This window comes from Sphingomonas sp. GW821-FHT10F11 (assembly GCF_058809095.1).
Genome location: NZ_JBXASH010000001.1, coordinates 1,065,734 through 1,089,246, shown reverse-complemented (window position 1 = coordinate 1,089,246; position 23,513 = coordinate 1,065,734). Strand labels below are relative to the sequence as shown.

Below are 23,513 nucleotides of genomic sequence, written 5' to 3'. Positions count from 1 at the left end.
TTAGCCTTCGCTAATGATTCGTTCATGCTCGAAGCCACCGCCATCACCACTGTCATGCGTACGCTCGCCGATCCGACGCGGCGCGGCATCTTCGAGCGCGTCGTCAACGCCGAGGAGATCACCGTCGCCGAGCTGACCAAAGGCAGCGGCGTGACCCAGGGCGCCATCTCCCAGCACCTCAAGTCGCTCAAACAGGCAGGCCTCGTCGCCGAGCGACCCGAGGGTCGCAATGTCTATTACCGCGCCCGGCCCGATGGCCTCGCGCCGCTGGTCGACTGGATGGACCATTACGGGGTCTTCTGGCGCGACCGTTTCGTCGACCTCCGCTCCCTGCTCAAGGAAATCGATCCATGAACCAGCTTGCCCAGAAGACCCCGGTATCCCGGGCCGAAACCTGTGACATCGTCGTCGACGAGGTCTTCCCCCATGCGCCCGAGACGATCTGGAAGACGCTGACCGACGGCCCTGTCATGGGCCGCTGGCTGATGGTGCCGGCCGGGTTCGAGCCGGTCGAGGGCGCCAGCTTCACCTTCCAGACCACCCCGGCGGGCGAATGGGACGGCGTCATCCATTGCCAGGTGCTCGAGGTTGTCGAGAACCGGCACCTCTCCTTCGCCTGGAAGGGCGGGCACGAGGGCAACAAGGGCTATGGCTCGCCGCTCGACACGGTCGTCACCTGGACGCTCACCCCGGCCGAGGGCGGCACCCGGGTCCGCATGGTCCATTCGGGCTTCGACCTGCCGAAGAACGAGAGCGCCTTCTCCAATATGAGCCAGGGCTGGAAGAAGGTCGTGCCGGCCATGGCCAAGGTCGCCGGCGAGCTGGACTCGTAAAAGGCCCGATCGGGCCACCCCTCCCGCTGAATGAGAGAGAAAATGAGCGAACCCTATACCGGCGGATGCGCCTGCGGTGCGATCCGCTACTCGATCGCCGCCGAACCGATCTTCCAGAATCACTGCCAGTGCCGCGACTGCCAGCACAAGAGCGGCACCGGCCACGGCTCCTATCTCACCTTCGCGCGGCGCGCCGATGTGACGCTGAAGGGCGAGGCGACTCACTGGGACATGATCGGCGACAGCGGCAATGTGAAGACGCGCGGCTTCTGCCCGACCTGCGGGTCGCCGGTCCATCTGACCTTCTCAGCGATGCCCGACCTGTTCACCATCCACGCCGCCAGCCTCGACGATCCGGGCCGCTACCGCCCCCAGGCGGTGACCTACACGGTGCGTGGCTATGCCTGGGATCACCTCGATCCGGCGCTGCCGGCCTTCGCCACAATGCCGCCGATGTAAGGATGCAGGTGCATCTGGATCGGCCATCCCGGCAAGCGGATTGGGGAAATGTCAATCGATGACAGGCCGTTTCAGTATTAAAACATTGATATAAAAGAAATATATGAAAAGAGGAAAATGTCAGCTACCCTACTGACATTCACAACACGCTTCGATTCAACGGCCACGGCATACCGGTTAGAACGACGGCATGGCAGGGCGTCTGCGCCCGGCTTCTTTCTCATATTGTATAGAGGTTGCCGCCACGCCTTGCGCCGCGCGCGCTACTGGGCGAGAGCGCGGCCATGCCGGACCTGCCCGAACCCAAGCCCCGCCAAGCGACACCCGCCGATGCGCCCGCGGTCATCGCCCTCTGGGAAGCTTGCGGCCTCACCCGCCCATGGAATGACCCGCTGGCCGATTTCGCCCGGGCGCTCGCCGGGCCGGCTTCGACCATCCTGATCGTGGGGCAGGGGACTCTCGCCGGTTCGGTCATGGTCGGCTTGGACGGGCATCGCGGCTGGGTCTATTATCTCGCGGTCGCGCCCGATCAACGCCGGCACGGCCTGGGCTGCACGCTGATGGACGCGGCGGAGGCCTGGCTCCGTGCCCGCGGCGCTCCCAAGGTCCAGCTCATGGTACGCGACGACAATCACGCCGCGCTCGGTTTCTACGAAGCGCTCGGGCTCGAACGGCAAAAGGTCGTGACGCTCGGCAAATTCCTGAAGGATTGAACATGGCCGCCACGCTCTACGGCATCAAGAACTGCGACACGATGAAGAAGGCCTGGACCTGGCTCGATGCGCATGGCGTCGCCTATGACTTCCACGATTATAAAAAGGCCGGCATCGACGAGGCGACCCTGCGCGGCTGGGCGGGGCAGGTGGGGTGGGAAGTGCTGCTCAACCGTGCCGGCACCACCTTCCGGGCGCTGCCCGATGCCGACAAGGCGGATATCGGCGAGGACAAGGCGATCGCGCTGATGCTGGCCAACCCGTCGATGATCAAGCGGCCGGTGCTCGATACCGGCGGCAAGCTGCTGGTCGGCTTCAAGCCCGATCTCTATGATACGGCAGGGCTTGGATAATTCCCGGAGAAGATCAATGCCGACCGCACGCTGGAACGGCGCCGTCATCGCCGAATCGGACGATATCGTGGTGGTCGAGGGCAATTTCTATTTCCCGCCCGAAAGCGTGCACGCCGATCTGCTCGAGGCCAGCCCTTCGCACACGACCTGTCCGTGGAAGGGCGAGGCCAGCTACAAGTCGATCGTGGTGGACGGAAAGCGCAATCCCGACGCGGCCTGGTTTTACCCCGATCCCCTGCCGGCCGCGGCGGAGATCAAGGGGCGCTTCGCTTTCTGGAAGGGCGTGCACGTCGAATAGGAGCGGCCGGCCTGCCGGCAAAAAATGCCCGGATTAGGTCCGATTCAGCTGTAAATATTGCCATTTCGTCCCGGAGGGCGCACCATCCCCTTCTCACCAATGGAGGGGAGTAGGTCATGACAGAGGACGGCGAACAGCCACCTGTTTGGTACTATGTCGTTGGCGGTGCGCTGGCGCTGTGGAGCGCGCTCGGCTGCTATTCCTGTTATATGCAGTTCATTCACGGTGCCGAGGCGATGGGTCCGGCGACGGAATATGATCTCAAGCTCTACGCAAGCATGCCCGTCTGGTACAACTACCTCTTCGCGCTCGCGGTGATCGCCGGGCTGCTCGGGGCGATCGGGCTGCTGACCCGCTCGCGCGCGGTACGGATCCTCTTCATCGTCTCGCTCGTCGCGGCGGTCATCCAGTTCGGCTATCTCTTCGCCGCCACCGACATCATCGCGGTCAAGGGCGCGGGGACGGTGCTGCCCTTCCCGATCCTGATCATCGCGATCGGCGTCTTCGCGGTCTGGTTCGCCGGGTTCGCGAAGAAGCGGGAATATCTGCGTCCCTGAGGGGCAATGCCCGGTGGGAGGAGGGTCACTCCTCCCACTGGAACACATCGTCGAGCGGCTTGCCGAACACCCGGGCGATGCGAAACGCCGCCTCGAGCGAGGGGGAATATTTTCCCGCCTCGATCGCGGCGATCGTCTGCCGCGTCATCCCGATCCGCGCGCCGAGATCGGCCTGGGTCATCTCCCCCGCCATGAAGCGCAAGGTACGGATCTGGTTCGTGATGGGGGTGTTAGCCATGCCGGCCTCGGCGATAGGCGAAGATGGCGGCGCCGTAGCGCAGGATTTCGGCGGTCACGAGCGCAAACAGCGCGGCGTTGGTGATCGCCTGGCCCTGCGCTTCGAACGGCATAATGATCCCGACCAGGATCATGCCCGCCATCAACGCATAATATGCGGTTGCGGCTGACCGTGCGGCGATCGCCCGGTCGCGCTCATCCGCCGGCAGGCGAGCGTCGGCGCCAGATCGGGCCCTGACAACGATCGTCCCGACAGCGAGAATCAGCAATCGTATCGCCGTGGCGATGGCGAACAGCGCGACCAGGGTGAGCGTGTCGTGCGGCTCGCCCCGTTGCTCAACCATGCTCGCCGCGATGAAATAGGGGCCATAGGCCACCACCATCGCCGCCACCGCGATCCACGCGGTCTTTTCGCGAAAGGGCGTGCCGGCGTCTGCGGTGCCGGATTGAGGTGCGAACTGGGTCATCTCAACTCCCCCGGCGATACAGGAACAACAGCGTTCCGGCCCGCACCAGTTCGGCGAGGACCAGCGCCAGCAACAGCGCATTGCTGATCACGATCGGCACCAGCGTGACGGGCTTGCCGTTCAGCCAGGCCGGGGCGGTCGCCATGGTGAGCGGCGCCACCACGGTCAGCGTTGCGACCAGCGCGCTCAGGGTGACGAAGGCCGGCCGATAGGCCAGCAGCGAAAACTCCCGGTCCCGGTCGTCGGCCGGCGCGCTCGCTTCTTTCGGCGACAGGATCGCCAGTACGATCGCCACCACGATCTGGACCACGGTCAGCGCGACCACCGCGACAATGAAATTGCCCACTTCGGCGCCGACATTGAAACTCGGCCCCCCCAGCGCGCGCACGAACCCCAGGAAATACCAGCCCCAGATCACGATCGTCGCTGCGACCGACCCCCACATCATCTTTTCCCGAAACGCCATTCTCGGCCTCCAATGTCAAGTTTATGCGACTCCATGTAAAGTATATCTGACATTGAGTCAAATGATGAGAACATCGCCTCGGTCCAGGCATTCGCCGTGGCTGGCGTCCCACCCGTGGCGGCGCTAACAGCGGGGCCATGTCCACGACCTTCACCATCGACACCTCGACCAGCCGCGCGAATCCCACGCCGGCGCCGATGAAGCGGCTCACCATCCCGGCCTTGCGCAGGGCCAAGGGCGGCACGCCGCTGGTGATGCTGACGGCCTATACGGTCCGCACGGCGCAGTTGCTCGATCCGCACTGCGATCTCCTGCTGGTCGGCGACAGCCTCGGCCAGGTCGTCTACGGCCTGCCGTCGACGGTGCCGGTCACGCTCGAGATGATGGCAGCGCATGGCGCCGCGGTGGTGCGGGGCAGCTATCACTCGGTCGTGGTCATCGACATGCCGTTCGGCAGCTACGAGGCCTCGCCGGAGAAGGCGTTCGAGAACGCCGCCTGGCTGCTCAAGCAGACCGGCGCTGCGGCCGTGAAGATGGAAGGGGGCGAGGCGATGGCGCCGACAGTCCGCTTCCTGGTCGAACGCGGCGTTCCCGTGATGGGCCATGTCGGCCTCACGCCCCAGGCGGTGAACATCCTCGGCGGCTATGGTGCGCGCGGCCGTACGCCCGAGGAAGCGGCGAAGATCGTCGCCGATGCGGTCGCCATTGCCGATGCCGGCGCCTTCTCGATCGTGATCGAAGGCGTGGTCGAGCCGATCGCCATCGAGATCACCGGGAAGGTCGCGTGCCCCACCATCGGCATCGGCGCGTCGGCCGCGTGCGACGGGCAGGTGCTGGTGGCTGAGGATATGCTCGGCCTGTTCGAGCGCACCGCGCGCTTCGTGAAGAAGTTCGACGATATGGCCGGCCGCATTTCCGCCGCGGTTGAAACCTATGCGGCTGACGTCAGATCCCGCCATTTTCCGGGTCCGGAGCAGACCTACGCCCCCAAGGATTGATCCCTTCCGTTTGTCCGCGGCCATCGCTAAGGTCCGCGCCTTTCCAGCCTTCGCCCGATGGAGCACCACTTGGCCGTTACGCCGAATACCGATGAAGCATTCCTGCGTGAGGTCGATGAGGAGCTTCGCCGCGATCAGCTCGCCAGCATGTGGACGCGTTATGGCCGCTGGCTGATCGTCGCGATCATCGCCGGCCTCGCCGCGTTCGGCGGCTTCCTCTATTGGGAGCATCACAGCGCCGAGGTCGCGGGCGAGCAGGGCGAGAAGCTGCAGACCGTCTATGACGATCTGTCGGTGCGGAAGATCGGCAGCGCGGAGAAGGGCCTGGCCGAACTCGCCGGGTCGAGCGTCGCCGGGTACCGCGCGCTGGCCCTGTTCACCCAGGCCGACCTGTTGCTGCAGAAGGAAGACCTGAAGGGCGCTGCCGCCAAGTTCGGCGCGATCGTCGGCGATACGTCGGTCGGCCAGCCGCTGCGTGACCTGGCGCTGATCCGTCAGACCTCGGCGGAATTCGATAGTTTGAAGCCCGATGTCGTCGTCAGCCGGCTGCGGCCGCTCGCGGTGAAGGGCAATCCCTGGTTCGGCAGCGCGGGCGAACTCGTCGGTGCGGCCTATCTCCAAATGAACAAGCCCGATCTCGCGGCACCGCTCTTCGGGCAGATCGCCCGGGACGAGACGGTGCCTGACACGATCCGTCAACGCGCGGTTCAGATCGCGGGCACCATGGGCATCGACGCGGTCGGCCCGGTTGAGGAAAAGAAAGCGCAATGATGTACAAGAACCGGGCGGTGCTGGCTGGCGCCGCGCTCCTCGCGCTCAGCGGCTGCGGCATCTTCAAGGGCGGCGGCAAGAAGACGCCTGTACTGGGCGATCGCGTGCCGATCCTCATGGCCGAATCCGAAGTGACTTCGGACAAGACCCTCGCCGACGTGCAGGTGCTGCTGCCGCCGCCCGAGGCCAATGACAATTGGGCGCAGCCCGGCGGTAATGCCTCCAAGTCGATGGGCCAGCTCGCATTGGGCGCCACGCTCTCGCGCGCCTGGAGCGTCTCGATCGATGGCGGCTCCAATCGTCAGCGGCTCGCCGCGCCGCCGGTCGTCGCCGGCGGCCGGCTCTACGCGATGGATGTGGACGCCAATGTCCATGCCTTCGCTGCCGATACCGGCGCGCGCGCCTGGACGACCAATATCTCCAAGGATGAAAAAAAGACCCGCAGCGCGCGGTTTGGCGGCGGTGTGAGCTTCGATGACGGCAAGGTCTATGCGACGGACGGTCTCGGCGATGTCGCCGCGCTCGACGCGACGACTGGTGCCGAGGTCTGGCGCGTCAAGCCGGGCGGCCCGCTACGTGGTTCGCCGACGATCGACAACGACAACATCTATGTGCTCAGCCAGGACAACCAGCTCTTCGCGCTCGCCAAGGCGACCGGCGCGATCGTCTGGACTCAGTCCGGCTCGCTCGAGACTCAGGGCGTGTTCGGCGTCGCGGCGCCCGCGGTAGGCCAGGGCACTGTCGTCTCCGGCTTCTCCTCGGGCGAACTCAACGCCTATCGCTACGAGAATGGCCGCAGCCTGTGGCAGGACGCGCTGTCCCGCTCCACCATTTCCACCTCGGTGTCGTCGCTCGCCGATATCGATGCCTCGCCAGTCATCGATCGCGGCCTCGTCTTCGCCGTCGGCCAGGGCGGGCGCATGGTCGCACTGGAGATCGTCTCGGGCCAGCGGATCTGGGAACAGAATTTCGCCGGCATCTCGACCCCCTGGGTCGCGGGCGAGTGGCTGTTCCTCGTCACCGACGACGCCCGGCTCGTCTGCCTCGCCCGCGCGACGGGCAAGGTGCGCTGGATCCAGCAGCTCCGCCATTATCGCAGCGAAAAGAAAAAGAAGAACCCGATCACCTGGTACGGTCCGGTGCTGGCGGGCAACCGCCTGATCCTGACCAACTCGCAGGGCGAGATCGTCTCCGCCTCGCCCGACACGGGTGAGCCCGGCGCGGTGATCGAGGCCGGCAAGTCGTACAACCTGCCGCCGGTGGTGGCCAATTCCACGCTGTATGTGCTCGATCAGAAGGGCCGAATCTCGGCCTATCGCTGATCGGCGGCAACCGCTTCGTGACCCCGGTGCGACTCCGGGGTGACGAATGCGGCGCGGCAGGCTAAGGCGCGCCATGCCCAATCTTCCCGTGGTCGCGATCATCGGCCGGCCCAACGTCGGCAAATCGACTCTGTTCAACCGCCTCGTCGGCAAGAAACTCGCGCTGGTCGACGATCGGCCGGGCGTCACCCGCGACCGGCGGGAGGGCGACGCGACCCTGGTCGGCATGGAATTCCGCGTCATCGATACCGCCGGTTACGAGGACCAGGACGCGGCCTCGCTGCCCGGCCGCATGCGCGCGCAGACCGAGGCGGCGGTCGCCCAGGCCGATGTCGCGCTGTTCCTGATCGATGCCCGTGTCGGCCTCGTCCCGCTCGACGAAGAGATCGCGCGCTGGCTGCGCGGTTCGAAGACGCCCGTCATCCTCGTCGCCAACAAGGCCGAAGGCCGCGCCGGCGAGAGCGGCATCCTCGAATCGCTGTCGCTCGGCTTTGGCGATCCGGTCGCGCTCTCGGCCGAGCATGGCGAGGGCATGGTCGAGCTGTTCGAGGCGCTGCTGCCGCATGTCGAGCCCGACGAAGATGCGGAAGCGGTGGTCGAGGAGGTGGATGAGGAGAGCCTCGACGCCCCGCTCAAGCTCGCCATCATCGGCCGCCCCAATGCAGGCAAATCGACTCTGATCAATCGCATGCTCGGTGAGGAGCGGCTGATCACTGGCCCCGAGGCAGGGATCACGCGCGATTCGATCGCGATCGACTGGACCTGGCATGATCCCGAGGGGGAAGCTCGGGCCGTCCGGCTGATCGACACCGCGGGCATGCGCAAGCGCGCCAATGTGCAGGACAAGCTGGAGAAACTGTCGGTCGCCGATGCGCTCCACGCGATCGACTTCGCCGAGGTGGTCGTGCTGCTGCTGGACGCGACGCGCGGGCTTGAGGCGCAGGACCTGCGCATCGCCGACGCGGCGTTGCAGGAGGGCCGCGCGCTTGTCGTCGCGATCAACAAATGGGATGTGGCCGAGAATGCCAGCAGCCTGTTCAACGGCATCCGCGGGGCGCTGGAAGAAGGGCTGTCGCAGGTGAAGGGCATTCCGGTGCTCACCGTGTCGGCGGCGACGGGCAAGGGCATCGACACTTTGCTCAAGGTGGCGTTCGAGACGCGCGAGGCCTGGTCGCGCCGCATCGGCACGGGCGAGCTCAACCGCTGGTTCGAAAAGGCGATCGAAGCCAATCCGCCGCCCGCGCCCGGCGGCAAGCGCATCAAGCTGCGCTACCTCACTCAGGCCAAGACCCGCCCGCCGGGCTTCGTGCTGTTCGGCACCCGCGTCGATCAGCTGCCGACCAGCTATCAGCGGTACCTGATCAACGGCATCCGCCGTGATCTCGGTTTCGGCGCGGTGCCGGTGCGGCTGACCCTCCGCGCGCCCAAGAACCCGTTCGACCGGTAAAAGCGGCGGCGACGGCCGCACCGACTTGATTAAACACTGATTTACCAGCTCTTCCGGTCGATTACGCGCTACTGTGTCAACTCATCCTTTACCCCGTTTGCCTAAGAGCAGGGTATATCTTCGCGGTCTTGGTGGCCCCGAAGTGGGAGATAGCGGTGTCACTCGGAGATCCTGGTCTGGTCGACTGGACGGTGTTCTCGCAGGCTCGTAGCGAGCTTGGCGCGGGCTTCGTGCGCATCCTGGGATATTTCCGGGAAGACGGCGTGAAGTCGGTCGCGGCGATCGAGACGGCGATGCGTGCGCTGAATGCCGCCGCCATGGTCCTTCCGGCGCACACGCTCAAGGGAGAGGCTCGCCAGTTCGGCGCCGAACCGCTTGGCGTTCTCGCCGAGAAGATCGAGACCATCGCCCGCGATTGCGTCGAGAATCGCGACACGCCCGACGAAGCGCTTCAGTCGGTGGTCGAACTTCGGCCGCTGTTCGACAAGACCCTGGAAATGCTCGAGCGCGAATCGAACCCTCTGGTCGAGCGCCGGCCCGCCGCCTTCGGCCGGCGGGTGCTTTGACCGCCTAGTTCCTCAGCCGCTCGATCGCCTGGGCAAGGGCGACATAGAGCTTGCCCATATCCGACGACAGCAAGGTCACGCCCAGCGGCGATCCGTCGCGTTGCGCCAGAATCGCGCGCAGCATCGCTTCGAAATCATGGATGTAGCGGTTGACCTGCTCGCGGAACGCCATGTCCTCGTCATAGAGCCGCGCAATCTCGCGCGCCTCGCCGGTATCGAGCAGTCGTACCGCGCGCCGCGTGAAGACGCCGCGATCGCCCTTGAGATAGGCCGACCAGGCGCTGTCCGACACGTCGGTCGAGAAGGATTTGGTGATGTCGATCGAGGCCGAGTTGAGCGATTCGATCAGCAAGGAGACACGGCGGGCGAAGGTATCCTTGTCCGCATTCTCGCGCTCGGTACGGGCTTCCTCGATCCGGCTTTCCACCGTCGCGGTCGAATCGGCGATCGCCAGCATCTGGCGAGTCAACCGTTCGGAGGTGCGCTGGGCTGCCTCGGCCGCGGCGTCGCCGGCTTCAGTGATCGCCGCGATCTGCTGATCCAGCGCCACCGAGGATGCGCGCCGCATCGCCTCGGCGCTGGCATTCTCCAGTGCCAGTGCCGCTTCCGGGATCACCGTGGCGAGCGTCTCGCGGGCGCGGTCGGCCGCGGCGCTGGCGGTGTCGCGGACCCGTAGCAGCGCTTCGACCAGGCGTGGCGCTGCTTCCTCGGCGAAACGGTGAGTCCGGCCGATCGTCTCCTCGACCATGTCGCCGAGCGCATCCGCCTTGGTGCGGCCGCTGTTGAGCGTCTCGATCAGCTTGCTCGACAGCTTGTCGAGCGTATCGCGCTGGCCGGCGATGACATGGGCGATGGCCTCGATCGCGTCATGCGTGCTTTCGGCGGCGGTGACGAGCGCCAGCAGTTCCGGCTTCGCCTCGCCCACCACGCGCCGGCTGTCGGAAATCCGTGCATCGAGCCGGGCCAGGGAATCGGGCAAGGTTTCGTCGATCTCGCGCGCCGCGGCATCGAGCGCGGTCAGCAGCCGGTCGGTGGTGTCGATCGCAGTGGTCGCGATCGCATCGCCGGTCTTCAGCGCTTCGGTCATCGCATCGGCCGAGCCGCCGAGCGCGCTGATCGAGGCTGCGAGGGTCTGGGTGCGATCGACGCCCTGCGCGTGAAGCGCGTCGAGCTGGCGGGAAACGCGAGTGAGACCCGTATCGAGTTCGCCGATCACCATCTCGCTGGAGACGCGTTGTTCGCCGAGCCGGGCAGCGATCCGGTCGATGATCTCCTCGATCGCGCCGATGCGGGCTGCGAGCGCCTCGGCGCTGTCGCGGCTGACCCGGTCGAGCGCCGCCTGGTTGGTGCCGAGCATCGCCAGCATTGCTTCGCCCTGAGCGGCAATGCCCTTGCGTGCTTCATCGACCGCGCCGGCGGTGCGGCCGAGCAATCCGTCAACCGCGGCCGACATTTCGCCGGTAACCGCCTCGAGGCGGTTACCGGCCGTCTCACTGGTCGATTCCATGCGGGTGATATGGGCGGCGAGCTTTTGCGCGGCGCCGCCGGCGACGGCGTCGGCTTCGCGGCCGCGTTCGGCGAGCGCGACCAGTTGCGCGTCCAGCGCGCTGGCGTGCTGGCCTGCGGAAATGCCGGTCTGTTCAAGGAGTTTTGCCAGCCCCTCGGTCTCGCCATGCGCCCTGGGCAGCGTGGCGAGCAGCACGCCGAGGCTGTTTTCAGCGGCGGCGGCGGCGGTGGCGAGCTTGTGCGCCTGCGCGTCGGCCAGATCGACCTGCTCGGCAATGCCGTTCCCGACACCGGCGAGCTTTGCGACGGCGCCGTCGCCCATCGCCATCAGGCTGGTGGTCTGTTCGGCAAGCCTCGCGCGATTCGCTTCGATCGCTTCCGACAGCGTTGCGACCGTGCGTTCCAGGCTCGCCGCCTCGGCGCGCATGGCGCGGGCGGTGCGACCGAAGCGCTGCGCCTCGGCGGTGCTGGTACGCAGCGCGAGCAGCATCAGGATGCCGATCAGCGCCGGGGGCACGCACAAGGCGGCGATGAAGCCGGTCAGCTCGATCGGCAGCGCGCGTTGCAGGCTGGGCCAGGCGAGCCACAGCATGCCGGCGATCCAGCCGAGCGAGACGAGGATGCCCAGCGTCGGGACGATCCAGCGACCGGGCTGTGGCTCCGGCTCGTCGTCATAGTCATGGATGGCCTGGCGCAGCTCCAGCGGCTCGACCGCTTCAGGGCGCGGTGACGGCACATCTTCGGCGGGCACGGCGGGTCCGGTCCCTGGCCGAAGATCGATGATGCGCGAACCCCCGTTCATATCAGCTGTTTACCATGATTTCCGCCTGCGGGAAGTGAATAGCGAAACCTTGTCTTAAGCGCTTCCCTGTAGAAATACAGGCATGGCTTATGATCCTGGTGCAATCGATGCGACTCTGGCGGCGGCGGTGGGCGACGAACCCCAGCTGATTGCTGAGCTGCGCGAAGCCTTTCTCGATGGCGTCCGCCGTGGCCTCGACAATCTTGAGCGTGCCCGTGGGGGCGACGAATGGCGCAGCGCTGCCGCACGTCTCAAGGGGCTTGCCGCGAGCTTCGGGGCGATCCGCCTGATGGCGATCGCGTCCGAGGCAGCCGATGCGGTACCGCAGGACGTCAACCTGCTTCGCCGCCTGCGCCGGGCAGCCGAGCGCCTTTAAACGGGCGCACCCTTCCGATACCTTTGCCATTGGCGGTCGTTCCGCCTAACAGCCCAGCATGTTGGCCGGGCTGATTTTTGCGACCGAGGATGCCGATGACCGGCCCGGGACGCTTGCCGCGACCCTGCCGTTCGGCGGGTTGACGCTCATCGAGTTCCAGGCGCGGTTGCTCGTCGCGGCGGGCGCATCGCAGATCATCCTCGTCATCGCCCGGCTGACGCCGGAGCTGCTCGGCGCCATCAACCGGATCGGACGGCGCGGCGTCGCCGTCGACGCCGTCCGCACCGCGGCCGAGGCGATGGAGAAATTGCATCCCCTGTCGCGCGTGCTTGTCGTGGCCGACGGCGTGATGACGACCGGTGAGGTCGTCTCGTCTCTCGCGGCGGAGAATGGCGACGCGCTGCTCGTCACCGACGATCAAGGCAGCGGCAGCCCGTTCGAGCGGGTCGGTGCCCTGACCGCCTGGGCCGGGCTGGCCCTGCTCGATCCGAAGCGGATCGCCGAGGTGGCGGCCATGCCGAAGGATTATGATTTCCAGTCGACCTTGCTGCGTGTGGCGGCCCAGGCCGCACCGGCTCATGTCCGGCTGCCTGCGGGCGCGGCGCGGGGCGCGCACGGCATCGAACGCGATTCGCGCCAGCTTGCGGAGCGGGGCAGGGCGATCCTGTCGGCGCTCGCGCCGGTGCCGACGCCCTGGGCCGACCGCTATGTGCTGGCGCCGCTGGCGCGCCTCGCCTTGCCGCACCTGGTCGGGCGCGGCATTCCCAGCATTGCCGTCACGGCGCTTGGCTTCAGCTTCGCGCTGGCCGGGTTCGCCGCGCTGTATCTTGCCTGGCCGGTTACCGGCCTCGTGCTGACGATCCTGGCAATGGCGGGATTCTCGGTCGGATCGACGGCGTCGGCGCTGCGCGACGAGACGATCGAATTGCGCATCCAGCAAGGCGCCATGCTGGCGGTGCCGGCCTTGTCCACCCTGCTGCTTGGCCGCGATTCGGCCGCCGGCCTGGTCGCGGCGGGGACGGTCATCGTCGCAGGCGGGCTGGTCGAGCGGGCCGGCAATGCGCGAATCCGCCGTCGCCAGTGGGCCAGCCCGGCCGCCTATCCGATGCTGATGCTGCCGCTGGTCGCCATCGGGCAGCCGCTCGCCGCGCTGGTCGCCGCGGGACTCTATGCTTTTTCGACACTTGGCACCGCCATTGAGGCGTTTCGCGAAAAGCCTTAGGCTGGTCTTAACGACAAATCCCGTAGCAGAGGCGCATGTCGAGCGATGTTGGCGACATGGATGATGGCACCCAATGGGGGGTCGGCCGGCTGCTCGCTCGCGCGGCGGCAGCGGATCTGTGCGCCGATGAAAGATTGGCGGTCGCTATCGACGATTTCTTCCTCCCCGCCGAATCGCGGCTCGACGAACGATCGCGCTCGGCCCTTGGCGGAACGCTTGCCGGTCTCGTCTCCGCCGTCGAAAGCGCGGTGGGCCAGCATGCCGCGCGCCTGCTCGCCGCGCGCGAGGCGCCGGCCCTATCCGAGGCCTTGGCCAATAGCGAGCCGCTGGTCCTTGGCCGGCTGCTCTCGTCCGGCCTGTTGCGGGATGCCGAGCTGATGTGTGAGCTGGTCGGCCGTGCGCGTCAGGAAGTGCTTGCGGGCGCCTTGCCGGTCACGGCGCCGGAGGATCCCGATCGCGCCAGCCTGCTTGCCCGGCTGATCCAGAATCCCGACGGCGTGGTCGCTACCGCGGCGATGGCGCTGCTCGCGGCGGAAAGCCGCCGCCACGGCGATGCCGAAGCCATGGCGACGCGGACCGATCTTCCCGCCGAGCTGCATCACCGCCTGACCTGGTGGACGGCGGCTGCGCTCCGCGAGCATTTCGGTGAGGCGGCGGGTGACGGCCTTGCCCATCTCGACCGTGCGCTGATCGATGCCGCGATGCGGAGCATTTCCTCGCATGACGAAGGCGATCGGCTGGAGGCCGTGGCGATGCGCCTCGCGGCCGCCCTCGATGCGCACGCCGACGAACTCGCGCCGCTTTTGGTCGAGGCCCTGGCGGATCGTCGCCTGTCGCTGTTCGTCGCGTTGATCGGTCACGCGCTCGGCCTGGAATATACCGATGCGCGCGAAATCGTGCTCGATCCCGGTGCCGACCGCCTGTGGCTGGTGCTGCGCGCGCTCGAACTCGATCGTGAATCGATCGCGCGGATCGGGCTGGCGTTGAGCGAAGCCGATCCCCGCCGCGACCTCGACAGCTTTGCCGAGGGGCTCGACGGCATCGCCGCCACACCATCGACGAGCGCTCGCGCCGCGCTTGCGCCGTTGCTGCTTCATCCCGATTATCGCGGCGCCCTGCTCGCGCTGGCGCGGGGGGCTCAGGCATGAACGTGAACGAACCCATGCTTCCGCCGGTGCGCGGGCTGGTCGATCGTGCCGGCCGGATGGTCGAGGCCGATCAGCGGCTGATGGACCTCAACATCCGCGCGGGCGGCGGAATCGGCCAGCCGATCGCTATCCCGCAGATCGCCAATCTGGCGCGGCTCGCGCAGCGCCTCGGCATCCTGGTGTCGCGCGGCGTGGTCGCGGCTGATGGCGACGACGATGTCGAACTATGGGTCCGGGCCGAACCCGAGGCGGCCGGCGTCCGCCTGATGATCACCGGCTGGCGCAGCCGCGCCGCCTGGTATCCCGAAGCGACGCAGGGCGAGCGCGAGGGCGATTTCCTGCGCAGCGCGGGCGACTGGTCGTGGGAGACGGATTCGGCGCTACGCATCACCTTCCTGTCGATCAGCGCCGGCGCGAAGCACGGGTTCGATACGGCGTCGATGCTCGGCCAGCCGCTGACCCGGTTGTTCGCGCTCGGCGAGGATCAGGAGGGATCCTTCCCCATCCTGGGCGGCCTGGCGATGCACCAGCAATTCGATGGTCAGAATGCGACGATCCGCGCAACCGGCCGCACCGTGCGGCTGTCCGCGACGCCGCGCACCGATGCGGGTGGCGCCTTTGCCGGTTTCATCGGCGCGGCGCGCATGATCGAGGACGCGCCGGTCGTTGCGCCACGAACCGAGGCTGCGCCTGAGGACCTGACCGATGCCTTTGCGGCGCGGCTCGACCAGGCGCTCCGCAACCCGCTCGGCCGGATCATCGCTAATGCCGACAGCATCAACGCCCAGTCGGAAGGGCCGTTGCGTCAGGACTATGCCGATTACGCCGCCGACATTGCGAGTGCCGGCCGGCACCTGATGGGCCTGGTCGACGACCTCGTCGATCTCCAGGCGATCGAGCGCCCCGATTTCGTCGTCGCGCAGGAACCGGTCGATATGGCCGATGTCGCGCGCCGCGCGGCCGGCCTGCTCGGCGTGCGGGCGTCCGAGGCGCAGGTGCGCATCGACAAGCCGGCGCCGCAGGATATGCTGCCCGCGACGGGCGAGTTCCGCCGTGCGCTGCAGGTGCTGGTCAACCTGATCGGCAATGCGGTGCGCTATTCGCCGCGCGAGGGCATGGTGTGGATCCGCACCGAGCGCGAGAACGGCATCGCAGCGGTGATCGTGGCGGACCAGGGCAAGGGCATCGCGATCGAGGACCAGGCGCGCATCTTCGAGAAGTTCGAACGCGTCGATCCGCGCGAGCCGGGCGGCAGCGGGCTCGGGCTCTACATTGCGCGGAAACTGGCGCGGGCGATGGGTGGCGACGTGACCGTGGACAGTGCGCCGGGGCAGGGTGCCCGGTTCGTGTTTACGCTGCCTTATCGGGACTGATCGCTGCGACGAAATTCCTGGCGCAGGAACAGGGAAATAACAGGGAAGTACTTTCATTTTCGGCCGGAACGCGCGATTTTGACGTCGAATCTCTATGCTTTTGCAGACACTTAAGAACGGATTCCCTATTATTGAATAACAGGGAATTTCGCCGGGATAGCAGGGAAAATTCCCGCCGGAACAGGGAATTCATTGATCGACCGTGAGAAAGAGCGAGGGGCGGCACCCGAGGGGGCGTCCAGCGCTATCCTGCGTCAAACGTTATTTCAGTTGAATCGACGTCCAACGCGGCGGAGCATCATTTAGTTTAGCCGTCATGCCGGACTTGTTCCGGCATCCACTGTGCCGCGCATCCATCGGCACCTTGATTTGCGGCACGGTGGACCCCGGAACAAGTCCGGGGTGACGATTTGAGCTATTCGCGATCGCGGCGAACAACGGGGGTAACCGGTCCTACTTACCGCCGCCCGATCCGGATCAGCACGATACCAACGACCGCCAGCAACGCGCCCCATAGCGCCCAGATGCGCTGGTCGATCATGAAGCTGGACTGCGGCCATTGGATATAGCCGGTGCCCTGGCCGATCCACAGCAGCCCCATCAGCAGCACCAGAATGCCGAGGATGGTGACCGCCGCGCGCATCACCGGCTCGCGACCGGCACGTAATCGCGCTGGGTCGGCCCGGTATAGAGCTGGCGCGGCCGGCCGATCTTCTGCGCGGGATCGGAGATCATCTCGTTCCACTGCGCGACCCAGCCGACGGTGCGGGCAAGGGCGAACAAGGCGGTGAACATCGTCGTCGGGAAACCGATCGCCGACAGGATCACGCCCGAATAGAAATCGACGTTCGGGAACAGCTTCTTTTCGATGAAGTACGGATCGTTGAGCGCCATTTCCTCAAGGTGGAGCGCCACGTCGAACACGGGATCGTTGACGCCCAGAGCGCCGAGCACTTCGCGTACGGTCTGCTGCATCACCGTCGCGCGCGGATCGTAGTTCTTGTAGACGCGGTGGCCGAAGCCCATCAGGCGGAACGGATCGTTCTTGTCCTTGGCGCGCTCGATATAATGCGGGATGCGGTCGACCGTGCCGATCTCGCGCAGCATGTTGAGCGCCGCTTCGTTGGCGCCGCCATGCGCCGGGCCCCACAGACAGGCGATGCCGGCCGCGATGCAGGCGAACGGGTTCGCGCCAGACGAGCCCGCGAGGCGGACGGTCGAGGTCGACGCGTTCTGCTCATGGTCGGCATGCAGGATGAAGATGCGGTCGAGCGCCTTTTCCACCACCGGGTTCACCACATAGGGTTCGGCCGGAACGCCGAAGGTCATGCGCAGGAAGTTGCCGGTGTAGGACAGGCTGTTGTCGGGGTAGAGGAAGGGCTGACCGACCGAATATTTATAGGCCATCGCCGCGATCGTCGGCATCTTCGCGATCAGCCGGTGGCTGGCGATCATGCGCTGGTGCGGATCGGTGATGTCGGCCGAATCATGATAGAAGGCGGAAAGCGCACCGACCACGCCGCACATCACCGCCATCGGATGCGCATCGCGCCGGAAGCCGCGATAGAAGGTCGCGAGCTGCTCGTGCAGCATGGTGTGGCGCGAGATCGTGTAGCTGAAACCTTCCAGCTCCTTCGCGTTCGGCAGCTCGCCGTTCAGCAGGAGATAGGACACTTCCATGAAGCTCGACTGTTCGGCGAGCTGGCCGATCGGATAGCCGCGGTGGAGCAGCACGCCTTCGTCACCATCGATATAGGTGATCGCCGAGTCGCAGCTTGCCGTCGAGGTGAAGCCGGGATCGTAAGTGAACATGCCGGTATCGGCATAAAGCCGCCGGATATCGATGACGTCGGGCCCGGTGCTGCCAGACATAACCGCATAGTCGTGCGCAGTTCCTGCCACGTCCAGCTTCGCGGTGTTGCTCATCGATACGTCCTTTCTCGAACCCGTCAGGCAGCCATCCGGTCGGCGATGCGTCCCAGGCTCTCGTCGCGCCCGAGCAGCTCGAGCACATCGAAGATCCCGGGTGATGTCTTGCGCCCGGTCAGCGCCGCCCGCAACGGCTGCGCGACCTGACCAAGCTTCACCCCCGCATCGTCCGCGACCCGGCGGACCGCGTCTTCGAGAGCCTCTGCATCCCAGTTGGCAACCGCGTCAAGAGCGGCATGCAGGCGCGCCAGCAGCGCAGGTGCATCGCCGGAGACGAGCGATGCTGCATCGCCGTCCATTTCCAGTGGGCGAGTGCGAAAGAGAAAGGCCGTCCCGGACGTAAGCTCGTTGAGATTGGCTGCGCGGGGCTTCAACGACTCCATGCTGCGCTGAAGCAATTCAGCCTGCGATTCGGTGATTTCGAAACCGAGTCGCGGGATCACCAGCTCGGCCAGCCGCGCATTGTTTGCGCTGCGGATATAATGACCGTTCAGGTTCTCCAGTTTCTTCAGATCGAACCTGCTTGGTGATTTCCCGACATCGGCCAGATCGAACCACTCGGTCGCCTGCTCGCGGCTGATGATCTCGTCATCGCCGTGACCCCAACCGAGGCGGAGCAGATAATTGCTCAGCGCCTCGGGCAGGATACCGAGCTCATCGCGGTAATATTCAACGCCGACCGCGCCGTGGCGCTTCGACAGTTTCCCGCCATCGCTGCCATGGATCATCGGGATATGCGCGTAGACCGGTTCGGGCCAGCCCATCGCCTTGATGATCGGCAGCTGGCGGAACGCGTTGTTGAGATGGTCGTCGCCGCGGATGACGTGAGTCACGCCCATGTCGTGATCGTCGACCACGACCGCGAGCATATAGGTCGGCGTGCCGTCCGACCGCAGCAGGACGAGATCGTCGATCTCCTCATTCTGCACGGTGACCGAACCCTGGACCCGGTCGACGATGGTCGTCGCGCCCTCCTTCGGCGCCTTCAGCCGGACGACGAAGGGCGCACCCTCGGGCGCCTCTGCGGGCGAGCGATCGCGCCAGCGGCCGTCGTATCGCATCGGCTTGCCGGCGGCCTTCTGGCTCTCGCGCAGCGCGGTCAGCTCGTCGGGCGTGGCGTAGCATCGATAGGCATTGCCCTGCTCGACCATCTGATAGGCGACTTCGGCGTGACGCTTCGCGCGCTCGAACTGGTAAACGGTGTCGCCGTCCCAATCGAGGCCGAGCCAGGTCATCGAGCTGAGGATCGCGTCGATCGCCGGCTGGGTCGAGCGGGCGCGATCGGTATCCTCGATGCGCAGCAGGAACTTGCCGCCGTGATGGCGCGCGAACAGCCAGTTGAACAGCGCCGTGCGGGCGCCGCCAATATGCAGATAACCGGTAGGCGACGGCGCGAAGCGCGTCACCACTGCGGACGTGTCGGGCGTGCCGGTATCGGCCGCCGCGGTATCAGACCTTGCGCCCAAACGCGCTTGCTCCCAGACTTGAAAATCGATGGCCAGTACAGCCGCCGAGGCCCCTAGCACGCGACCCCCGTGGCTTCAAATCGTGGCGGGCGACCGGTTGCGCAAGGCGAAGGCCGCGATCGAGCTGTGGCTCGAGGCGGAGCGCGATCAGCTTTTCCTGTGGGTGCCGGTGTCGTTTGGGGCGGGCATCGCCGCGTGGTTCGTGCTGCCCGATCCTGGCTGGTGGTGGACGGTCCTGTCTGCGCTGGCCGGGGTGGCGTTGTTTGCGATCGCCATTGCCCGCGGTGGGCGGGCCGGGCGCGTGGTGGCGGTGGGCTCACTGCTCGCCGCAGCGGGACTGGCGTTGATCTGGTGGCGGGCGGAGAGTTCGGACGGGCAGGTGCTGGCCAGGCCCGTGATCGCAACCTTTGAAGCGCGCGTGGAGCGGGTCGAACCGCTGCCGTCGCGCGATCTGGTACGGCTGCGGCTGGCGCCGGTTCGAGTGGTAGCGGTGCCTGCGCGTCCGGGACGCAGGGATACGCGGCCGCTGCCGACCCTGCCGCAACATGTCCGCGTCAACCTGGCCGAGGCGGATGTGCCGGCGGGGCTGTCGCGGGGCGCGACGATCCGGCTCGGCGCCCGGCTGATGCCGCCGCCTCAGCCGGCGGTACCCGGGGCGTACGACTATGCCCGCGTGGCGTGGTTCGACGGGATCGGCGCCACCGGACGCGGATTCGGGCCGGTCACCATCGTCAGCCCGGGCGTGTCGAGTGGCGCTGGCCTGCGCGAACGGCTGTCGAAACACATCCAGGCGAGCGCGCCGGGCGGTGGCGGAGCGATCGCGGCGGCGCTCGCCACCGGAGATCAGGGCGGCATCTCCGAAGAGGATGCCGAGGCGATGCGGCGATCGGGGCTCGCGCATCTCCTGTCGGTCAGCGGACTGCACATCACCGCGGTGGTCGGCGCGGTGATGCTGCTGGTGTTGCGGCTGCTTGCGCTCAGCCCCTGGCTGGCGCTGCGCTTCCGCTTGCCGCTCATCGCTGCAGGAGCGGGTGCGGTGGCGGCGATCGGCTATACCTGGCTGACCGGCGCCGAGGTGCCGACGATCCGGTCTTGCGTCGCGGCCTTGCTGGTGCTGATCGCGATGGCGATGGGGCGGGAGGCGATCACCCTGCGGCTGGTGGCAGCCGGCGCCTTCATCGTGCTGTTGCTCTTCCCCGAAGCGCTGGCCGGGCCGAGCTTCCAGCTCTCTTTCGCGGCGGTTGCGGCGATCGTCGCGCTGCACGAACATCCGCAGGTGAAGGCGTGGTTTGCGCCGCGCGAACAGCGATGGTGGCAGAAGCTGGGGCGGACTCTGCTGTCGCTGCTGCTGACCGGCGTAGTCGTCGAACTGTCGCTGATCCCGATCGCTTTGTTCCACTTCCACAAGGCGGGCATCTATGGCGCGGTCGCCAATATCGTGGCGATCCCACTGACCACGTTCATCGTGATGCCGCTCGAGGCGCTGGCGCTGTTGTTCGACCTGGCCGGGATCGGTGCGCCCTTGTGGTGGCTGACGGCGCGGTCGCTCGATCTGTTGTTGTGGATCGCGCATGCCACCGCGAGCATCCCCGGATCGGTCGCGGCACTGCCGGCGATGCCGGGCGGTGCGTTTGGGCTGATGGCGTTCGGTGGGCTATGGGTCGCCTTGTGGCGGACGCGCTGGCGACGGCTCGGCGCGGTACCGTTTGCGATGGGGGCGGCCTGGGCACTGTCGACGCCGACGCCCGATCTGCTCGTCACCGGCGACGGGCGGCATGTCGCGATCCGCACGGCACGCGGTGGGCTGGCGCTGTTGCGCGAACGGGTCGGCGATTACACATCGGACATGCTCGCGGAGAATAGCGGGGTGGACGGCGAACCCTTGTTCCTGTCCGACCAGCCAGAGGCCCGGTGCAGCCGCGATCTTTGCCTGGTCGAGCAGAGAACGGGCGAGCGGACCTGGCGGATCCTCGCGACGCGGAGCGCCTATCTCGTGCCTGCGGACGAACTGATCGCAGCCTGCGCCACCGCCGATATCGTCGTCAGCGAGCGCTGGCTACCGGGCGGATGCCGCCCGCGCTGGCTAAAGCTCGACCGCGACATGCTGGCCAGGACCGGCGGGGTCGCGGTGACGTTGCGCACCGGCCATGTCGTCACCGTGCTCCAGCCGGGCGACCGCCACCCCTGGCGGGTGGCGGCGCCGGTAGCGGTCAGACGTAGCGGCGGAGCAGGCCGGCGAGCTTACCCTGCACGCGCACCTGATCGGGAGAATAACGCTGGGGATCGTACGCGCGGTTCGCCGGATCGAGGCGGATCATCGCGCCCTCCCGGCGGAAATATTTGAGCGTCGCCTCGCTCTCCTCGATCAGCGCCACGACGATCTCCCCGTCGCGCGCGGTGTCGGCGCGCCGGATCAGCGCATAGTCGCCGTCGAGAATACCGGCATCGACCATCGAGTCACCCGAGACTTCGAGCGCATAATGCTCGCCGCCGCCGAGTAGCGCGGCGGGCACCGCGAGCATCGACTGCCCCTCGAACGCCTCGATCGGCACACCGGCCGCGATTCGGCCGTGCAGCGGGATCTCGATCACGTCGTTCGCGGGCTCGGGGATTTTCTTCACATTGCCGGTCGGTGCGGCGACCGCAGCAGCGCCCTTGCGCACTGCCTCGGGCCGCTCCGGCATGCGCAGCACCTCGAGCGCGCGGGCGCGGTTGGGCAGGCGGCGGATGAACTTGCGTTCCTCCAGCGCGCTGATCAGGCGGTGCACACCCGATTTGGACTTGAGGTCGAGCGCCTCCTTCATTTCCTCGAACGAGGGCGAAACGCCGCTCGCCTCGAGCCGGTCGTTAATGAAGCAGATCAGCTCGTGCTGCTTGCGGGTAAGCATCCCAATTCCTCCGTCGGAACAGACTGGGAACGTTTATGCAATGTTCCGCCGCCGTGTCAAGCGAATGGAAGGATTTCCACCACTTCTCCCGCGCCGAGCGCCGGGGCGTGGGGCGCTCGGACGATCAGGCAGTCGGCGCGCGCGAGGGTCAGGAGCATCGAGCTGTCCTGCGTGTGTGCCGCGAAGACATGGCCGTTACGGGTCGTGGCGCGGAGATAGTCCTGGCGGTGATCGTTCGCCGGCAGGTCTTCGCCGAGGATCGCGGTGGCAGCGCGAGGCAGCGGATCGAGCGCCCCGGCCATGGTTGCGATCAGCGGGCGGAGGAAGAGGAAGGCAGTAACGAAGGCCGAGACCGGGTTGCCCGGCAGGCCGAGCACCACCGCGGCGCCCAGCCGGCCCGCCATCATCGGCTTGCCCGGGCGGAGTGCGATCCGCCAGAAGTCGATGCTGCCGCCGGCTGCCTCGAGCGCGGGGCGGACCAGGTCGTGATCGCCGACCGAGGCGCCGCCGGTGGTGACGAGGATGTCGGCATCGACCGAAGCGAAGGCCGTGGTGATGGTCTCGAGCCGGTCGGGCAGGATGCCGAGATCGATCACCTTGACCGGCAGGTCGGCGAGCAGGGCGGCAAGCATCGCGCCGTTGGATTCGGGCAGCGTCGCTTCGGTCAGCGCGGCGCCGGGTGCGACCAGCTCGTCGCCGGTCGCGACGATGGCGACGCGCAGACGGCGGGTGACGGGGAGGGCGCCATGCCCGCCAGTCGCCGCCACGGCGATCCGCGCCGGGGTGAGCCGCGTGCCTTGGGGGATGAGCAAGTCGCCGCTGGAGAAGTCCAGGCCCTTGCGACGGACGTTCCTGCCCCTGACGGCGGGTCCTTCGCCGGCGAGCAGGATCAGGCCGCCCTCCTGCCGTGCCTCTTCCTGGACAAGCACGGTATCGGCGCCGGCGGGCATGGCGGCGCCGGTGAAGATACGCGCCGTCTCCATCGCACCGATGCTGCCGGTAAAGGGCCGGCCGGCGGCGCTCTCGCCGACCAGGGCGAAGGGGCCGGGCAGGTCGGCGAAGCTGATGGCATAGCCGTCCATCGCCGAGAGGTCGCTGGCGGGCTGGGTCCGCGCCGCGACCACGTCCCGGGCGGCCCAGCGGCCTGCGGCGTCGCGCAACGGCACCGTCTCCGCTTCGATCGGAGGGGCGAGCGCGAACAGGCGGGCCTGGGCTTCGGTGACGGAGATCATCCGGCCTCCCTATCCGGCGGGGCGCCGGGGGTCGAGACGGCAGGCACGTCAGTTACCGCTACCATCTTCGAAACGAGTGTTATA

General features: G+C 66.9%; 25 protein-coding genes and 1 pseudogene. 17 read left to right on the top strand and 9 right to left on the bottom strand.

Annotated features, from left to right (window positions below; genetic code table 11):
- Positions 1-24 precede the first annotated feature (24 nt).
- The 7 genes from AC1RT8_RS05375 (at position 25) to AC1RT8_RS05345 (ending at position 3,213) form a co-directional block, all read left to right on the top strand.
- Positions 25-354, top strand: a complete 330-nt coding sequence (locus AC1RT8_RS05375) for an ArsR/SmtB family transcription factor (protein ID WP_493074545.1) — start codon at positions 25-27, stop codon at positions 352-354.
- Positions 351-833, top strand: a complete 483-nt coding sequence (locus tag AC1RT8_RS05370) for an SRPBCC family protein (protein ID WP_493074544.1) — start codon at positions 351-353, stop codon at positions 831-833. Before AC1RT8_RS05375 ends, AC1RT8_RS05370 begins: the two co-directional genes overlap by 4 nt.
- A gap of 42 nt (positions 834-875) precedes the next feature.
- Positions 876-1,292 carry a GFA family protein gene (locus AC1RT8_RS05365; protein WP_493074543.1) on the top strand — a complete coding sequence of 139 codons (417 nt, stop codon included), beginning with the start codon at positions 876-878 and terminating at the stop codon, positions 1,290-1,292.
- Positions 1,293-1,576: 284 nt separating this feature from the next.
- Complete coding sequence (locus tag AC1RT8_RS05360) at positions 1,577-2,005, top strand: GNAT family acetyltransferase (protein WP_493074542.1); 429 nt, start codon at positions 1,577-1,579, stop codon at positions 2,003-2,005.
- 2 nt (positions 2,006-2,007) lie between these two features.
- Complete coding sequence (locus AC1RT8_RS05355; RefSeq protein ID WP_493074541.1) at positions 2,008-2,358, top strand: ArsC family reductase; 351 nt, start codon at positions 2,008-2,010, stop codon at positions 2,356-2,358.
- A 16-nt stretch (positions 2,359-2,374) separates the two neighbouring features.
- Positions 2,375-2,656, top strand: coding sequence for a DUF427 domain-containing protein (locus AC1RT8_RS05350; RefSeq protein WP_493074540.1), 282 nt, complete (start codon positions 2,375-2,377; stop codon positions 2,654-2,656).
- 116 nt (positions 2,657-2,772) lie between these two features.
- Positions 2,773-3,213, top strand: coding sequence for a hypothetical protein (locus AC1RT8_RS05345; RefSeq protein ID WP_493074539.1), 441 nt, complete (start codon positions 2,773-2,775; stop codon positions 3,211-3,213).
- Positions 3,214-3,238: 25 nt separating this feature from the next.
- Here the strand turns inward: AC1RT8_RS05345 and AC1RT8_RS05340 are convergent, their stop codons facing one another.
- From AC1RT8_RS05340 to AC1RT8_RS05330, 3 genes are read right to left on the bottom strand one after another with little or no spacing between them, the layout of a single operon-like run.
- Positions 3,239-3,451 carry a helix-turn-helix transcriptional regulator gene (locus AC1RT8_RS05340; RefSeq protein WP_372851530.1) on the bottom strand — a complete coding sequence of 71 codons (213 nt, stop codon included), beginning with the start codon at positions 3,449-3,451 and terminating at the stop codon, positions 3,239-3,241.
- On the bottom strand, positions 3,444-3,917 hold the full coding sequence (locus AC1RT8_RS05335; RefSeq protein ID WP_493074538.1) for a hypothetical protein: 474 nt from the start codon (positions 3,915-3,917) through the stop codon (positions 3,444-3,446). The genes AC1RT8_RS05340 and AC1RT8_RS05335 overlap by 8 nt, the downstream gene beginning before the upstream one ends.
- Position 3,918: 1 nt before the next feature.
- Positions 3,919-4,383, bottom strand: a complete 465-nt coding sequence (locus AC1RT8_RS05330) for a hypothetical protein (RefSeq protein ID WP_493074537.1) — start codon at positions 4,381-4,383, stop codon at positions 3,919-3,921.
- Between the two features lie 137 nt (positions 4,384-4,520).
- Here AC1RT8_RS05330 and panB point away from each other — a divergent pair, with 137 nt between their 5' ends.
- The 5 genes from panB (at position 4,521) to AC1RT8_RS05305 (ending at position 9,487) form a co-directional block, all read left to right on the top strand.
- Positions 4,521-5,381 carry a 3-methyl-2-oxobutanoate hydroxymethyltransferase gene (panB, locus tag AC1RT8_RS05325; RefSeq protein WP_493074536.1) on the top strand — a complete coding sequence of 287 codons (861 nt, stop codon included), beginning with the start codon at positions 4,521-4,523 and terminating at the stop codon, positions 5,379-5,381.
- A gap of 69 nt (positions 5,382-5,450) precedes the next feature.
- Positions 5,451-6,152: a tetratricopeptide repeat protein gene (locus AC1RT8_RS05320; protein ID WP_493074535.1), complete on the top strand. Its 702-nt coding sequence runs from the start codon at positions 5,451-5,453 to the stop codon at positions 6,150-6,152.
- The gene (locus AC1RT8_RS05315) at positions 6,149-7,474 is read left to right on the top strand and encodes an outer membrane protein assembly factor BamB family protein (protein ID WP_493074534.1); all 1,326 of its coding nucleotides are present in this window, start codon (positions 6,149-6,151) and stop codon (positions 7,472-7,474) included. Before AC1RT8_RS05320 ends, AC1RT8_RS05315 begins: the two co-directional genes overlap by 4 nt.
- Positions 7,475-7,547: 73 nt before the next feature.
- A complete protein-coding gene (gene der, locus AC1RT8_RS05310; RefSeq protein ID WP_493074533.1) occupies positions 7,548-8,921 on the top strand; it encodes a ribosome biogenesis GTPase Der in 1,374 nt (457 codons plus the stop codon).
- 155 nt (positions 8,922-9,076) lie between these two features.
- Complete coding sequence (locus AC1RT8_RS05305) at positions 9,077-9,487, top strand: Hpt domain-containing protein (RefSeq protein ID WP_493074532.1); 411 nt, start codon at positions 9,077-9,079, stop codon at positions 9,485-9,487.
- A 4-nt stretch (positions 9,488-9,491) separates the two neighbouring features.
- Here the strand turns inward: AC1RT8_RS05305 and AC1RT8_RS05300 are convergent, their stop codons facing one another.
- Positions 9,492-11,795 (bottom strand): coiled-coil domain-containing protein, encoded by a 2,304-nt coding sequence (locus AC1RT8_RS05300; RefSeq protein WP_493074531.1) that lies wholly within the window; start codon positions 11,793-11,795, stop codon positions 9,492-9,494.
- Positions 11,796-11,877: 82 nt separating this feature from the next.
- On the opposite strand from AC1RT8_RS05300, the gene AC1RT8_RS05295 reads away from it, so the two are divergent.
- From AC1RT8_RS05295 to AC1RT8_RS05280, 4 genes are read left to right on the top strand one after another with little or no spacing between them, the layout of a single operon-like run.
- A complete protein-coding gene (locus AC1RT8_RS05295; protein ID WP_372851511.1) occupies positions 11,878-12,171 on the top strand; it encodes an Hpt domain-containing protein in 294 nt (97 codons plus the stop codon).
- A gap of 58 nt (positions 12,172-12,229) precedes the next feature.
- Positions 12,230-13,393 carry a hypothetical protein gene (locus AC1RT8_RS05290; protein ID WP_493074530.1) on the top strand — a complete coding sequence of 388 codons (1,164 nt, stop codon included), beginning with the start codon at positions 12,230-12,232 and terminating at the stop codon, positions 13,391-13,393.
- 35 nt (positions 13,394-13,428) lie between these two features.
- Positions 13,429-14,541: a DUF2336 domain-containing protein gene (locus AC1RT8_RS05285; protein WP_493074529.1), complete on the top strand. Its 1,113-nt coding sequence runs from the start codon at positions 13,429-13,431 to the stop codon at positions 14,539-14,541.
- Complete coding sequence (locus AC1RT8_RS05280) at positions 14,538-15,914, top strand: PAS domain-containing sensor histidine kinase (protein ID WP_493074528.1); 1,377 nt, start codon at positions 14,538-14,540, stop codon at positions 15,912-15,914. Before AC1RT8_RS05285 ends, AC1RT8_RS05280 begins: the two co-directional genes overlap by 4 nt.
- A 457-nt stretch (positions 15,915-16,371) precedes the next feature.
- Here AC1RT8_RS05280 and AC1RT8_RS05275 read toward each other — a convergent pair whose 3' ends face one another.
- From AC1RT8_RS05275 to gltX, 3 genes are read right to left on the bottom strand one after another with little or no spacing between them, the layout of a single operon-like run.
- Positions 16,372-16,557, bottom strand: coding sequence for a hypothetical protein (locus AC1RT8_RS05275; protein WP_493074527.1), 186 nt, complete (start codon positions 16,555-16,557; stop codon positions 16,372-16,374).
- Entirely contained in the window at positions 16,557-17,840 is a 1,284-nt protein-coding gene (locus tag AC1RT8_RS05270; RefSeq protein WP_493074526.1) for a citrate synthase, read from the bottom strand. The genes AC1RT8_RS05275 and AC1RT8_RS05270 overlap by 1 nt, the downstream gene beginning before the upstream one ends.
- A gap of 23 nt (positions 17,841-17,863) precedes the next feature.
- On the bottom strand, positions 17,864-19,309 hold the full coding sequence (gene gltX / locus AC1RT8_RS05265) for a glutamate--tRNA ligase (protein ID WP_493074525.1): 1,446 nt from the start codon (positions 19,307-19,309) through the stop codon (positions 17,864-17,866).
- A 28-nt stretch (positions 19,310-19,337) separates the two neighbouring features.
- Between gltX and AC1RT8_RS05260 the strand changes: the two are divergent.
- A pseudogene (locus AC1RT8_RS05260) lies at positions 19,338-21,575 on the top strand (ComEC/Rec2 family competence protein); the annotation flags it as partial.
- Here AC1RT8_RS05260 and lexA read toward each other — a convergent pair.
- Both lexA and AC1RT8_RS05250 read right to left on the bottom strand, forming a co-directional pair.
- Positions 21,520-22,197 carry a transcriptional repressor LexA gene (gene lexA / locus AC1RT8_RS05255; RefSeq protein ID WP_372851496.1) on the bottom strand — a complete coding sequence of 226 codons (678 nt, stop codon included), beginning with the start codon at positions 22,195-22,197 and terminating at the stop codon, positions 21,520-21,522. The pseudogene AC1RT8_RS05260 and the gene lexA overlap by 56 nt on opposite strands.
- Before the next feature lie 56 nt (positions 22,198-22,253).
- The gene (locus AC1RT8_RS05250; protein ID WP_493074524.1) at positions 22,254-23,429 is read right to left on the bottom strand and encodes a molybdopterin molybdotransferase MoeA; all 1,176 of its coding nucleotides are present in this window, start codon (positions 23,427-23,429) and stop codon (positions 22,254-22,256) included.
- Between the last annotated feature and the right edge of the window lie 84 nt (positions 23,430-23,513).

What these genes read in the sequence shown, in the direction of transcription:
- AC1RT8_RS05375 (WP_493074545.1), top strand. Translation starts at nt 25, where the DNA reads ATGCTCGAAGCCACCGCCATCACCACTGTCATGCGTACGCTCGCCGAT.
- AC1RT8_RS05370 (WP_493074544.1), top strand. Translation starts at nt 351, where the DNA reads ATGAACCAGCTTGCCCAGAAGACCCCGGTATCCCGGGCCGAAACCTGT.
- AC1RT8_RS05365 (WP_493074543.1), top strand. Translation starts at nt 876, where the DNA reads ATGAGCGAACCCTATACCGGCGGATGCGCCTGCGGTGCGATCCGCTAC.
- AC1RT8_RS05360 (WP_493074542.1), top strand. Translation starts at nt 1,577, where the DNA reads ATGCCGGACCTGCCCGAACCCAAGCCCCGCCAAGCGACACCCGCCGAT.
- AC1RT8_RS05355 (WP_493074541.1), top strand. Translation starts at nt 2,008, where the DNA reads ATGGCCGCCACGCTCTACGGCATCAAGAACTGCGACACGATGAAGAAG.
- AC1RT8_RS05350 (WP_493074540.1), top strand. Translation starts at nt 2,375, where the DNA reads ATGCCGACCGCACGCTGGAACGGCGCCGTCATCGCCGAATCGGACGAT.
- AC1RT8_RS05345 (WP_493074539.1), top strand. Translation starts at nt 2,773, where the DNA reads ATGACAGAGGACGGCGAACAGCCACCTGTTTGGTACTATGTCGTTGGC.
- AC1RT8_RS05340 (WP_372851530.1), bottom strand. Translation starts at nt 3,451, where the DNA reads ATGGCTAACACCCCCATCACGAACCAGATCCGTACCTTGCGCTTCATG.
- AC1RT8_RS05335 (WP_493074538.1), bottom strand. Translation starts at nt 3,917, where the DNA reads ATGACCCAGTTCGCACCTCAATCCGGCACCGCAGACGCCGGCACGCCC.
- AC1RT8_RS05330 (WP_493074537.1), bottom strand. Translation starts at nt 4,383, where the DNA reads ATGGCGTTTCGGGAAAAGATGATGTGGGGGTCGGTCGCAGCGACGATC.
- panB (WP_493074536.1), top strand. Translation starts at nt 4,521, where the DNA reads ATGTCCACGACCTTCACCATCGACACCTCGACCAGCCGCGCGAATCCC.
- AC1RT8_RS05315 (WP_493074534.1), top strand. Translation starts at nt 6,149, where the DNA reads ATGATGTACAAGAACCGGGCGGTGCTGGCTGGCGCCGCGCTCCTCGCG.
- der (WP_493074533.1), top strand. Translation starts at nt 7,548, where the DNA reads ATGCCCAATCTTCCCGTGGTCGCGATCATCGGCCGGCCCAACGTCGGC.
- AC1RT8_RS05300 (WP_493074531.1), bottom strand. Translation starts at nt 11,795, where the DNA reads ATGAACGGGGGTTCGCGCATCATCGATCTTCGGCCAGGGACCGGACCC.
- AC1RT8_RS05295 (WP_372851511.1), top strand. Translation starts at nt 11,878, where the DNA reads ATGGCTTATGATCCTGGTGCAATCGATGCGACTCTGGCGGCGGCGGTG.
- AC1RT8_RS05290 (WP_493074530.1), top strand. Translation starts at nt 12,230, where the DNA reads ATGTTGGCCGGGCTGATTTTTGCGACCGAGGATGCCGATGACCGGCCC.
- AC1RT8_RS05285 (WP_493074529.1), top strand. Translation starts at nt 13,429, where the DNA reads ATGTCGAGCGATGTTGGCGACATGGATGATGGCACCCAATGGGGGGTC.
- AC1RT8_RS05280 (WP_493074528.1), top strand. Translation starts at nt 14,538, where the DNA reads ATGAACGTGAACGAACCCATGCTTCCGCCGGTGCGCGGGCTGGTCGAT.
- AC1RT8_RS05275 (WP_493074527.1), bottom strand. Translation starts at nt 16,557, where the DNA reads ATGCGCGCGGCGGTCACCATCCTCGGCATTCTGGTGCTGCTGATGGGG.
- AC1RT8_RS05270 (WP_493074526.1), bottom strand. Translation starts at nt 17,840, where the DNA reads ATGAGCAACACCGCGAAGCTGGACGTGGCAGGAACTGCGCACGACTAT.
- lexA (WP_372851496.1), bottom strand. Translation starts at nt 22,197, where the DNA reads ATGCTTACCCGCAAGCAGCACGAGCTGATCTGCTTCATTAACGACCGG.
- AC1RT8_RS05250 (WP_493074524.1), bottom strand. Translation starts at nt 23,429, where the DNA reads ATGATCTCCGTCACCGAAGCCCAGGCCCGCCTGTTCGCGCTCGCCCCT.